Annotated in this window: 9 protein-coding genes; 4 read left to right on the top strand and 5 right to left on the bottom strand. The window is 69.2% G+C overall.

What is annotated here, in order from left to right; translation table 11 throughout:
• The first annotated feature begins 4 nt into the window (after positions 1-4).
• The gene (locus ACSQ2F_RS08720) at positions 5-667 is read left to right on the top strand and encodes a hypothetical protein (RefSeq protein WP_436021785.1); all 663 of its coding nucleotides are present in this window, start codon (positions 5-7) and stop codon (positions 665-667) included.
• A 414-nt stretch (positions 668-1,081) separates the two neighbouring features.
• Here the strand turns inward: ACSQ2F_RS08720 and ACSQ2F_RS08715 are convergent, their stop codons facing one another.
• From ACSQ2F_RS08715 to ACSQ2F_RS08705, 3 genes are all read right to left on the bottom strand, one after another.
• Positions 1,082-2,200 (bottom strand): mechanosensitive ion channel family protein, encoded by a 1,119-nt coding sequence (locus ACSQ2F_RS08715; protein ID WP_436021783.1) that lies wholly within the window; start codon positions 2,198-2,200, stop codon positions 1,082-1,084.
• A gap of 266 nt (positions 2,201-2,466) precedes the next feature.
• Positions 2,467-3,336, bottom strand: coding sequence for a Crp/Fnr family transcriptional regulator (locus tag ACSQ2F_RS08710; protein WP_436021781.1), 870 nt, complete (start codon positions 3,334-3,336; stop codon positions 2,467-2,469).
• Between the two features lie 209 nt (positions 3,337-3,545).
• Positions 3,546-4,211, bottom strand: coding sequence for a phosphoribosyltransferase (locus ACSQ2F_RS08705; protein WP_436021779.1), 666 nt, complete (start codon positions 4,209-4,211; stop codon positions 3,546-3,548).
• 193 nt (positions 4,212-4,404) lie between these two features.
• Between ACSQ2F_RS08705 and ACSQ2F_RS08700 the strand changes: the two genes are divergently transcribed.
• From ACSQ2F_RS08700 to cueR, 3 genes are all read left to right on the top strand, one after another.
• A complete protein-coding gene (locus ACSQ2F_RS08700) occupies positions 4,405-6,669 on the top strand; it encodes a heavy metal translocating P-type ATPase (protein WP_436021777.1) in 2,265 nt (754 codons plus the stop codon).
• A 151-nt stretch (positions 6,670-6,820) separates the two neighbouring features.
• The gene (locus ACSQ2F_RS08695) at positions 6,821-9,238 is read left to right on the top strand and encodes a heavy metal translocating P-type ATPase (protein WP_436021775.1); all 2,418 of its coding nucleotides are present in this window, start codon (positions 6,821-6,823) and stop codon (positions 9,236-9,238) included.
• Entirely contained in the window at positions 9,235-9,681 is a 447-nt protein-coding gene (gene cueR / locus ACSQ2F_RS08690) for a Cu(I)-responsive transcriptional regulator (protein ID WP_436021773.1), read from the top strand. Before ACSQ2F_RS08695 ends, cueR begins: the two co-directional genes overlap by 4 nt.
• A 186-nt stretch (positions 9,682-9,867) precedes the next feature.
• Here the strand turns inward: cueR and ACSQ2F_RS08685 are convergent, their stop codons facing one another.
• Together ACSQ2F_RS08685 and ACSQ2F_RS08680 are read right to left on the bottom strand one after the other, a co-directional pair.
• A complete protein-coding gene (locus ACSQ2F_RS08685) occupies positions 9,868-11,097 on the bottom strand; it encodes a carbohydrate porin (RefSeq protein ID WP_436021771.1) in 1,230 nt (409 codons plus the stop codon).
• 180 nt (positions 11,098-11,277) lie between these two features.
• Positions 11,278-12,369: an ABC transporter ATP-binding protein gene (locus tag ACSQ2F_RS08680; RefSeq protein WP_436021769.1), complete on the bottom strand. Its 1,092-nt coding sequence runs from the start codon at positions 12,367-12,369 to the stop codon at positions 11,278-11,280.

Raw genomic sequence — 12,369 nt, 5'->3', positions numbered from 1 at the left:
TTCCATGCTGTACCGCCCTCTTCTTGTCGCTGCCGTGGCGATCTGCGCAGTGCCCGGCCCCGCCGCCGCCATCATCGTCGACGGCAGCTTTTCAGGCACCGCCCGTGCCAGCACACCGCTCGACGGGCGGTCCGCCCCAAGCGCTGCATCGCCCTACGACGGAGCCCGCGTCTCAGGCACCTTCCGGCTCAACATCCCCACCGAACCCTGGGACGAAGGCTCGGGCGTGGCGCCGCCCTTCGGCGAGATCCGCTTCAACCTGCTGGGCGAGACCTTCTCGTTCCTGGCCGGCCCGGACTCGGTCGACTCGCCTGGAGTGATCTCCATCAGCAGCGCGCCGTTGCAGTCCGTCACCTTCCAGACCAACTACCGTCCGCGCTTCGACGGTGCTGCGCTCACGTTCGGGTCATCCGACGGCCGGCTTTTCGACCCGAACGACTTCCGAACGCTGGCGATTGACGGCAGCACCGTGTCCTGGATGGACGCATCGTTCGCGGTGTCGGCGGCGTCGCTCGCGGTGGCCGTCGACGTGGACGACTACCGCTTTGGCAGCGTCGCCGCGCCGGTGGACGAACCGCCTGCGCTGGCACTCCTCGGCCTAGGGCTCGCCGCCCTGGGGCTCGTTCGCCGAAAGGCGCGCGTCGGCGCTGGCGCGGCCGCGGGCTGATCTTCCAACGGTCGGCCCTGACCTCTGTGGCGCCGCCACACGGGCACGGCCAACCGCTGAGAAGCCGAACTCGCGCGTCAACACGGCCAGCGCGCCGTCAAACGCCGAATGCGCAAGGCTCGCGGCGGCGTGCGGCACGGTCACGTGTCCGCGTCATTGACGGGACGCCATGGCAACCGGCTGCGCGGGTGCGAGCTCCACCCGGTACAGGGTGCGTTCCAGGCAGCCAGTGGTTCCCCTCGCGCGTAGCGGCGACCGAACCTCCCTGGCTGCCCGACAACGCGGGCCCGGGGAGAGGACCGAAGGGTGCGGGGCGACGCTCACGGCCGTTCGGAACCGCCTTGAGCCGTTCACTGGCCACGGGCGCTCGCTTGGCAGTTCCCCCTGCCCTCGCGGCAACGGTTGGCGAGCCTGCTAGCCGGCCGCCGCCTCCGCGGGAACCTGGGAGAACCGCAGCGGCGTCGACGCATCCAGCACCACGGTGCGGGTCGGGAACGCGAAGCCGACTCCCATGGCGTCGAGCTCGCGCATCAGGCTGAGGTTGATCCGCTGTTGCTCGTTCATGTAGAGACCGAAGTCCGGATCCAGAACGATGTAGACGACCTCGTAGTCGAGCGAGCTCTCGCCGAACGCCTTGAGATGCGCTCGGTCGAAACGCAGTTTGCCGCTCTCCTCGACGATGCGCTTGACCAGCTCGGGGATGGCCGCTGCCTGATCGGGCGACGTGGCGTAGGTGACGCCGAATCCGAAAACGATCCGGCGCTCGCGCAAGCGCTTGTAGTTGCTGACCGTCTGCTTGAGCAGCTCAGTGTTGGACATCACCACCTGCTCGCCACCGAGCGCCCGGATGCGCGTGGTCTTCACGCCGACGGTTTCCACCGTGCCCGCCACGCTGCCGAAGACGATGAAGTCCCCGACCTCGAACGGCTTGTCGACGGCGATCGCCACCGACGCGAACAGGTCGCCCAGCAGGCTCTGGGCGGCCAGCGCCACCGCGATGCCGCCGACGCCCAGGCTCGCGATGAAGGCCGTGATGTTGACGCCCATGTTGGACAACATGGCCAGCAGCACGATGGCCCACAACAACGTTCGCACGCCCCAGGAGATCAGGGTGGTGGCCGCGCTCACCGTCTGTACGCCCGGCGTGCCATGACGTGCGGCATGCCGCCGCAGGAACACCGTCACCGTGCGGTTGGCCCACAGAGCGAGTTGCAAGGCCAAGGCCACGAACCAGAGCTGGCTGACGCGGGACGCCCAGCGGTCGGGCAGGTCCAGCATGCCCACGCCGATCAGCAGAGCCACAAGGGCGAGGAGGAAGCGGTTCGTGCCGCTCAGCACTTCGACGAACACGTCGTCGGCGTGCGTGCCGGTGTGGCTGGACACAGCCCGAAGGCGGCCCAGTGCCAGGCGCAACGCCAGGGTGAGCGCGATATAGACCACCACGGCGACGGCGAGTGCCAGCGCCATGTTCGCCATGGAGACGCCGAAGAATTCTGTGTCGGTGAACCAGTCGAGGATGTCAATGTCATTCATGCGTCAAACCCTAGCAGTAAGTGCCAGGGAGGCGCGAATGCCGCATCGCCGTCGGGGGCTTGGTTCGCCCCGTTGGACAAGCCCGTTCCTTCATGCCAGACCAAGCACATGGCGCGCGCCCGGGAGGGTGGGCCGAGCCAGGGACGCCGCGTGCCGCTCGCTGTTTCACGTCTCGCGTTTCGAAGACTGCCCTGCCCGGCCCGTGCCGCCTTGATCGACGCGGCGAGGGCACCGTGAGATGTCGATGCGCCGGTCGCCGCTCGGCTTCAGGCGTGTTGCGCCGCGCGCGCCGTCGGGCGTGTGGGTCCGGTCCGGAGCGCCGCGACCGGCCGCTCGAGTGCACGGCCCAGGTCGTCGATCTGTCGGCGGGTGCTTCGCGACAACACCTTGAGGCCGTCCATGTCGGCGATCTCGACTTCGCGGTTGTTCACCCGCAGCAGCCCCCAGTGAGACAACTCGGTGAACGAACGGCTGATCGTCTCGTGCGCGACACCGAGGTAGCTGGCGATGTCGCGGCGACTCATGCGCAGGTGAAAGCGCCGAGGCGACTGCCCCTGCTCCGCCATCTGCTGCGACAGGTGACAGAGGAAACGGGCGAGCCGCACCTCCGCTGCCACGGCCGCCATGACGTCGGCGATCTGACCGTGCCGCGCCAGGGCGTTGCTGACGGCGCGATGCACGCCTCGGCCCAGCGCCGGGCTTTGCTCGGTCAGCGAGAACAGGTCCACGATCAGGATCGCATAGACGCTTGAATCCTCCAGCGCGATGGCACCCGTGGGGTGCGCGCCGCTGTTCAACGCGTCGAACCCCAGCACCTCGGACCGTCCGACGAAGCCCAGCACCTGCTCGTAGCCGTCCTCGGCGGTGCGAAAGATCTTGAGCGTTCCGCTGCGGACGAAGTAGATCGAATCGGCAGGCAGGCCCTCGTGGAAGAGCACCTCTCCGGCCGGCACCCGCTTGACGAGCACCGGCGTGTCGGCGGCCGCCTTCATGCCGCCTGCGTCAACGCCAATGAGCGCGAGCAGGTGCGACAGGGTGCCGCGGTCGCTGCCCGGGCTGTCGCGTGCGAGGTGGACCACCATGCCACCGGGAGAGGTGGAGAAGGAAGCCTGCTGCAGGGGCGAAACGCTGTTCATGGAGAGGCTCCTGGTAGGTGGGGTAGCACGTGGGCGAGTCCTGCCAGCATGCTCGCCAAGGCCTGGTTTGCCCATCGGACCGGCGCTCGGCAAACCGGGTGGCGCGTCCGGCGGCGGTGGCGCCGCGTCCGATCGGCATTCGGAAGATTCCGAATGCCCGCGATCGCCTGGACGTCTGCCGCCGTGCCGACTGGCCAGGCCTTTCTGGCTCACGCCCCCTTGGCGCGCACCGCCTTGAGCCCGGCCAGCACCTCGTTGTCACTCACCTGGGTGAAGTCGAGGTAATGTCGGCCGACGGCCTCGAACGGTACCGGCAAGGCCAGGCACACCACCTCGTCGGCCTCCGGCGCCACAAGCCCCAGCCCCTCCGCCGAGGCCACCGGCACCGCGACCACGATGGCCGCCGGGCCGGCCAAGCGGATGCTGCGCAGTGCGGCCCGCATGGTGGTCCCCGTGGCGAGGCCGTCGTCCACGACCACGACGGTGCGACCCGCCAGCGTCGGCGCGGGTTGGTCGTCGCGGTAGATCTGCTGGCGGCGCCGGATTTCTTCTCGCTCCCGCTGCGCCACGGCCTGGATGTAGCTCGCGTCGGCACCGGTCGCTGCCCGCACCGCTTCGTCAACCACCACCTCGGCCGATTCCCCTTCGGCGACGGCAGCGAGGGCCAGTTCGCCTTGCCAAGGCGCGCCGATCTTGCGCACCAGCCAGAGGTCAAGCGGTGCCTTCAACGCCATGGCCACGGGCACCGCCACTGGAACACCCCCGCGTGGAAGTGCCACCACGGCGATCGGTGCGTGGAGCTTGCAGGCGAGGAGCCGCGCGGCCAGGGCCTGCCCGGCGGCGAGCCGGTTGCGAAACGGTGTGGTGATGCTCATCGTCGTTCCCCGGGGAGTGGTCATGCCGAAACGCCGGCCACCTCGGCACCGGCGCATCGTCCGATTCCATGGTGCGCCGTACGCCGGCGGCGCGATTGACCGGGCTCAAGCCACACGGGTCGGCCGGGCGGCCGACGTGCCGGTGGTGCGGCCCACTTGACTTGCCTACCTGGAAGCAGGTTCCAATCGGGGCATGTCGACATCGCCACCTCCCGTTCCGACCGCCGCCTCCGACGACGCGGGTTCGTCCTGCTGCAGCAAGGGATGCAGCGCTGCGCAACCCGCGGCCGCCGCGACGTCAACGCCTGCGCAGGAGGGTGCGCTCCAGCGATTTCGCATTCCCACCATGGACTGTGCAGTCGAGGAGAACGAGATCCGACGCGCCCTGGAGCCGGTGCCCGGCATTCGCGCCATCCGCTTCCAGCTGACGGAGCGCACCCTCGGACTGCGTGCAGAGCCCGCCGCACTGGCCGCCGCCTTGACGGCCATCCGCAATGCCGGCTTCCAGCCTGAGCGCCTGGACACGCCCGAGGGTGACGCGGCGTCCACGGGCGCAAGCATGCCACCCGCTGCACCTCGTGTCCCGCTCCGTCTGGTCGCCGCCCTCCTCCTCGCCCTGCTTGCCGAAGGACTGCACCTGGCGGCGCCCGAGGCGGATGGTCTGGCGGCCATCCGCCTGGCCGGCATGGCGTTGGCGGCCATCGCCGTCTGGCTCTCCGGCGTGGAAACCTACACCAAGGGCTGGGCGGCCTTGCGGCGCGGGCGACTGAACATCAGCGCACTGATGTCGGTGGCAGTCACCGGCGCGTTCGCCATCGGTGAATGGCCGGAGGCCGCGATGGTCATGGCCCTGTATGCGGTGGCAGAACTGATCGAGGCCCGCGCGGCCGACCGGGCGCGCAACGCCATCCAGGGACTGCTGGCGCTGGCACCTGGCGAGGCGATGATGAACCAGGCCGACGGCAGCTGGCGCGCGATGCCGACCGGCGAAGTGCCGATCGGCGCCTTCGTTCGCATCCGGCCTGGGGAACGTGTCCCGCTCGACGGCGTGGTGACGGCCGGACGCAGTGCGGTCGACCAGTCGCCTGTCACGGGCGAGAGCCTTCCCGTGGACAAGGCGTCCGGCGACAGCCTGTTCGCCGGCACCATCAACCAGAACGGCGAGCTGGAATGCCGGGTGACTGCCGCAGCGGCGGACAGCACCCTGTCCCGCATCATCCATGCCGTCGAGGAGGCCCAGGCCACTCGCGCGCCGACCCAGCGTGTTGTCGACCGCTTCTCGGCGGTGTACACGCCGGCGGTGTTCGTGATGGCCCTGCTGGTGGCAGCCCTCGGCCCCTGGGTTGCCGGCATCGGCTCCGGCCAGGCCGTGTACAAGGCACTCGTGCTGCTGGTGGTGGCTTGTCCGTGCGCGCTGGTCATCTCGACGCCGGTGACGATCGTCAGCGCATTGGCCGCTGCGGCTCGCCGAGGGATTCTCGTCAAGGGCGGCAGTTTCCTGGAGTCGGCCCGCACCTTGCGCGTCATGGCGCTGGACAAGACCGGCACGGTGACCGCGGGCACGCCGACGCTCGTTGAATGGCAAGTCCTGCGCGGCGGCCGCGAACGCGACGACGTGGCCCGGCTGGCGGCCAGCTTGGCCGGCCGGTCGGACCACCCGGTGTCCCAAGCCATTGCCCGGGGGTTGACGGCGGCCCCGTCTCCGGTCGAGTCGTTCACGGCACATGCCGGTCGTGGCGTGGAAGGTTCCATCGGTGCAGAGCGTTTCGTGCTTGGCAACCACCGCTTCATGGAGGAGCGCCGGCAGTGCGGTCCGGACCTCGAGGCAGCGCTGGCCGTGCATGAGGCCCAGGGCCGCACGGTCACCCTGCTCGCCGATGCCCAGGGTCCCCTCGCGTTGTTTGCCGTGGCGGACACCATCAAACCCGGTTCGCGCGCGGCGGTGGCCGAGCTTCGGGCCCTCGGCGTCACCGCGGTGATGCTGAGCGGCGACAACACCGCCACGGCACGGAGTGTTGCCCGCGAGGCGGGCATCGAGCAGGTTCGAGGCGAGCTGCTGCCGCAGGACAAGCTGGATGCCTTGCGTGATCTGCGGGCCCGCTTCGGCCCCACCGGCATGGCGGGCGACGGCATCAATGACGCCCCGGCGCTCGCCCAGGCCGACATCGGCTTCGCCATGGGCGCCGCCGGAACGGACACGGCGATGGAGGCGGCGGCCGTCGTCATCATGAACGACGACTTGCGGCGCCTGCCCGAGATGATCCGGCTGTCCCACCGCACCCATGCCCTGCTGTGGCAGAACATCGCGGTGGCGGTCGGCATCAAGGCCGTCTTCATGGTGCTGGCCCTGGCCGGCGCGGCCACGATGTGGATGGCGGTCTTCGCCGACATGGGGGCGACGCTCATCGTCGTGGCCAACGGCCTGCGCCTGCTGAAGCCGCGCACGGGGTCGAGCTGAGGCGGGGCGGGCGATGCGCCATCCAGCGCTGCCCTCATGGGAAGCTTTTCGGGATCGCGTCGCTGTTTCTCCCGGGAAGTAGACTTTCGCTTGACCTTTCCACGATGGGAAGGCTGAAGATCCGCTTCATCCTGACTCGACGCCCTTCGCCATGAACGCCTCTGCCCCACTGACCCTTCCCGTGAACGGCATGACCTGCGCGTCCTGCGTCGGTCGGGTCGAGAAGGCCTTGCGCGCCCTTCCGGGCGTGCGTGAAGCCACCGTGAACCTGGCCACCGAGCGGGCCGCGGTGCAGGCCGATGCCGGCGTGTCGCTCGAAGCGCTTGCCGCCGCCGTCCGCAAGGCGGGCTACGAGGTTCCATTGCAGGAGGCGGTGCTGTCCGTCGAGGGCATGACGTGCGCCTCCTGTGTCGGACGGGTGGAGAAGGCATTGCATGCCGTGCCCGGGGTGATGTCGGCCTCGGTGAATCTCGCCACCGAGCGGGCCACGGTCCGGTCGGCCGGACCGCTGCCCGCCGGTGCGCTGGTGGCCGCCATCGTGAAGGCGGGCTACGCCGCGCATGACCTGAGCAGTCCGGCGGCCGAAGCCGGCGTCTTGCCGCCGTCCACCGGCGGCTGGGCCGTCGTCATTGCTGCCGCCCTGACGCTGCCGCTCGTGGCGCCGATGCTGCTTCAACCCTTCGGCATCCACGCCATGCTGCCGGCCTGGCTGCAATGGCTGCTGGCCACCCCGGTGCAGTTCGTGTTCGGTTGGCGCTTCTACCGGGCCGCCTGGCATGCGGTGCGGGCCGGCACAGGCAACATGGACCTGCTGGTCGCCTTGGGCACATCCGCTGCGTACGGGCTCTCGATCTACCTGCTGTGGGCCCATCGTGATCACGGCATGCCGCATCTGTACTTCGAGGCATCGGCTGCCGTCATCACGCTCGTGCTGCTCGGCAAGTGGCTGGAGGCCCGCGCCAAGCGCCAGACGGCGGACGCCATCCGTGCGCTCAACGCGCTGCGTCCCGCGAGTGCCCGGGTACTCCGCGACGGGCTGGTCAGCGAGGTGCCCGTCGAACAGGTTGCCGTGGGCGACCTGGTGCTCGTGCGTCCCGGCGAGCGCCTGCCTGTCGACGGCGAGGTGGTCGAAGGCCGAAGCCACGTGGATGAATCCCTGATCACTGGCGAGAGCCTGCCCGTCGCCAAGCAACCGGGCGAGCGCGTGACCGGAGGCGCCATCAACGCGGAAGGCGCGCTGACGGTGCGCACCTCGGCCATCGGCACCGAGACCACGCTCGCACGCATCATCCGTCTGGTGGAGTCCGCGCAAGCGGCCAAGGCGCCGATCCAGCGCATGGTGGACCGCGTGAGCGCGATCTTCGTGCCCGTCGTGCTCGTTCTCGCGCTCCTGACCGCCGGGGGCTGGATCCTTGTCGGGGCCGGCTGGGAGCAGGCGCTGATCAATGCGGTGGCCGTGCTGGTCATCGCCTGCCCCTGTGCCCTGGGCTTGGCGACGCCGACGGCCATCATGGCGGGCACCGGGGTGGCCGCCCGCCACGGCATCCTGATCAAGGACGCGGAGGCCCTGGAAGTGGCCCACGGGGTGACCACCGTGGTGTTCGACAAGACCGGCACGCTTACCGAGGGCCGCCCTGCCCTCGTCGCCGCGCTGCCTGCACCAGACGTCACTCGGGACGAGCTGCTCTCACTGGCAGCGGCACTGCAGCGCACGAGCGAACACCCGCTGGCGCGCGCGGTGCTCGCCGCGGCCGACGCAGAGGCCATTGCCGTACCGGCCGCGGGCGACGCCAAGGCGTTGCCCGGCCGCGGGGTCGAAGCGCGCGTCGATGGACGCCTGCTGGCACTGGGGAGCACGCGGCTGATGACCGAGTCGGGCGCATCTCCCGCCACGCTGTCCGTCGATGCAGCCCGCCTCGAAGCGGAAGGCCGCACCCTCGCCTGGCTGGTTGCCCGTACCGACAACGGCCCTGCCACGCTGCTCGGCCTGCTTGCGTTTGGCGATACGGTCAAGGGCGGCGCCCGGGACGCGGTGGCGCGCCTCCAGCGTCTTGGCGTACAGACGGTGATGCTGACGGGCGACAACCTCGGCAGCGCGCAGGTGGCCGCCCGGGAACTCGGCATCGACGAGGTGCGCGCCAATGTGCTGCCCGCGGACAAGGCTGAGGCCGTCCGGGCGCTGCGTGGCGCGGGACGCGTGGTGGCGATGGTCGGGGACGGCATCAACGATGCGCCGGCGCTGGCCGCCGCGGACGTGGGCATCGCCATGTCCACCGGCACCGACGTTGCCATGGAAACCGCCGGCATCACGCTCATGCGCGGTGACCCTCGGCTCGTCGCCGATGCACTCGACATCTCGCGGCGAACGCACGCCACCTTGCGGCGCGGTCTGTTCTGGGCCTTCATCTACAACGTGGTGGGCATCCCGCTGGCCGCGCTTGGCTTCCTCAACCCGGTGATCGCCGGTGCGGCCATGGCCTTCAGCAGCGTGAGCGTGGTGGGCAACGCGCTCACCCTGCGCCGCTGGCGGCCCGGCAAGGCCGATTCGAACCAGAAAGGCGCCGCATGAACATCGGGGAAGCCGCCAAGGCCTCGGGCGTCTCGGCCAAGATGATTCGCCACTACGAGCAGGTCGGGCTGCTACCGCCCGCATCGCGCACCGAGGCCGGCTACCGCCAGTACGGCGACGCCGACGTGCACACCCTGCGCTTCATCCGTCACGGGCGCGATCTCGGATTCTCGCTGGATCAGATCGGCGAACTGGTCGGGCTGTGGCAGAACCGTCGACGCCCGAGCCGGCAGGTGAAGGCGCTGGCCGAGGCGCACATCCGCGAGCTCGACCTCAAGGCCCGCGAGTTGCTGGCCATGAAGGCGTCGCTCGAGCACCTGGTGAACTGCTGCCATGGAGACGATCGGCCGGACTGCCCCATCCTCGACGAACTGGCCGCACCGGTGGGCAAGACGTCGGGCAAGGCCAACGGCCGCGGGAAGGAGCCACCGCGCCCCGCCTGAGGCAACGCCCTGCGCACCGCAGGAGCGATGTGCAGGGCGCGTAAAAAAGCGGGGCCCCGAGGGGCCCCGCTGTCAGTACCGGCCTGGCGGCTGGGGCACCGGGATCTGCCGGCGCCCGAAGACGAGGAGAGTCACGTTGGTTCCCCCAACCGCGACAGCTTCGCCGCCTACCGGCAGCCCGTCATGTCACCACCAGGTTTCACCCTGGATGCCGATCGACGTGCCGGACTTCTTGTCACCATACACCTCGGCGGTACGCGACTTGGCCGCCACCATCGCGTTGCGCGCGGCGTCGTTCCAGATGGCGTGCGTCACGAAGAGGCGGATGGTCGGACGCGAACCCGCGGTGTTGCCTGCGGACACGGCACCGGCCAGCGTGAACTTCGTCATCGAACGGGTCGCACCCACGTCGGGATCGATGCGGTCGTGGCCGGCTTCCACCAGCATGCGGAACGGGCCGCCGAGGTAGGTGTCGGTACGGGCGCCGATGGAATACCACTTGTCGCCGCCGTTGTTGGGAGCGTCGGTGTTGCGGAACTCGGCGATGGTGTCGAAGGCCGTGGCGCCGAACTGGGTCGACTCCTGGGCCAGCACCCACAGCTTCTTCACCTCGCCGGTACGCTGGAACTTGGCGCCGACGAGCAGGTTGCCGCCGAGCACGCCGCTCTGCGTGTGGTACACGCCGAGAGACGCGCTCTTGGCGCGGTCGATCGGCTGCTGGCCGGTCAACTGGTTGTCGGACTGCGAGGACGTCGAGCCGGTGACGTACACGGCGAGTTCGCCGTTGGCGTTCGTCTTGACGTTGGTCAGGCGAACCGGGATCGTGACGCGGTTGTCGTTCACGGACGTGGTTTCCGCGTTGTTCAGGTCGCGGTAGTCACGCGGGTTCAGCATCACGGCAACGCTCAGCTTGCCGAAACCGACGTTCATGTCCTCGAGACCGGCGCCGTCGCCGTCGTTGTTCTCGATGAAGTGGTCGTTGATGCCGAGCTGCAGACGGTTGTAGAAGCGGCGGCCAGCCCACAGCTTGCCGTTGCCCAGTGCCGAGATGTTGTTGCCGTAGGTGTAGACCTGGCCGAAGCGGGCGTAGAGGTCGTCGCCGCGGCTGCTGGCGCCGCCCAGCTCATTGTCGCCCCAGGCGCGGTACACGCTGGGCATGAAGTGCACGTGCCAGTCCGCGCCTTCGAAGGTCGCGAGCTTTGCGCTGAAGCTCGGTTCGATCACGTAGTCGCACTCGTTGCCGAGACGCCATTTGGTGTCCGCGCCCGGCAGCTGGTAGCAGACTTGCGTGCCGCCACGGGCGTTGAGACCGACGCCCGCGCGCATGTAGCCGGAGAAATCGATCGGGGGGGCCGCCAGCGTGGCGGTGGTGGTACCCACGAGCCCCAGGGCCAAGATCAGACGCTTCTTTTTCACGGTTACTCCTCGTCGTATATGTAGTGAGGTTTTTTTCGCCTGCGTGGCGACTACGTCTTGCCTGCCGTGCGCATCGGAGCGTCCGTCAGGCGAAGCGGGGTGTTTCGGACTGCTCCCTCACGGGCAGGGAGCAGTGCCTCGACGTTCGTTGGTGTTGAAGGGCGTGAATCCAATCGCGTTTCAGTGCAGCGCCAGCGCTTCGCCGGATTCGCCGAAGAGCAGCACTTGAGAGCCGAGCGGCGCAAGCCCGATGTCGAGTCCGGCGCTCAGCCCGGGCTGGTTGGCCGGCACACGGACGGACACGGTGTTCGAGGTTCCGCGCAAGGTGGCGTGCACGAGCACCGAATCCCCGAGGTGTTCCAGCAGGTCGATGCGGGCAGCGAGCCCCTCCTCGACGCGCGTCACGCCAAGGTGTTCCGGGCGGATGCCGAGCATCAGCGGACCGCTGGGCGCCATCGCCAGAGCGCCGGGCACGTCCACCACGCCAGCGGGCTCGACGCGCAGCCGCACGCCCTGCCCGGCCGGCTCATGGGCCGTCACCGGGATGAAGTTCATGCGAGGCGAACCGAGGAACCCGGCCACGAAGCGATTGGCCGGACGGCTGTAGAGGTCGAGCGGCGTGCCGACCTGCTCGATGCGGCCGGCGTTGAACACCGCGATGCGGTCGCCCAGCGTCATGGCCTCGACCTGGTCGTGGGTCACGTAGATCATCGTGCTGCCGAGTTCCTTGTGGAGCTTCGACAGTTCGATGCGCATCTGCATCCGCAGCGACGCGTCCAGGTTGGACAAGGGCTCGTCGAAGAGGAACACATCGGGCTTGCGCACGATGGCACGGCCGATGGCCACGCGCTGGCGCTGGCCGCCGGACAGCGCCTTGGGCTTGCGGTCCAGCAGGTGGGTGATCTGGAGGATCTCCGCGGCACGGCCGACGGCGGCCTGGATCTCGGCCTTGCCCTGCCCTGCCAGCTTGAGCGCGAAGCCCATGTTTTCCGCGACCGTCATGTGCGGGTACAGCGCGTAGCTCTGGAACACCATCGCCACGCCGCGCTGCGCCGGCGGGACGTCGTTGATCAGCCGACCGCCGATCTGGATCTCACCGTCGGTGATGTCTTCCAGGCCGGCGATCATGCGCAGCAGCGTCGACTTGCCGCAGCCCGAGGGGCCCACGAAGACGGCGAACTCACCGTCGGCGATGTCGAGGTCGATGCCGCGGATCACATCGACCGCGCCTTCGTAGCGCTTGGTGATTCCACGCAGGGTCAAGGCGGCCAT

Source organism: Rhizobacter sp. LjRoot28, from assembly GCF_964253025.1.
Taxonomy (GTDB): Bacteria; Pseudomonadota; Gammaproteobacteria; order Burkholderiales; family Burkholderiaceae_C; genus Rhizobacter.
This window is presented reverse-complemented; position numbering and strand designations above follow the sequence as displayed.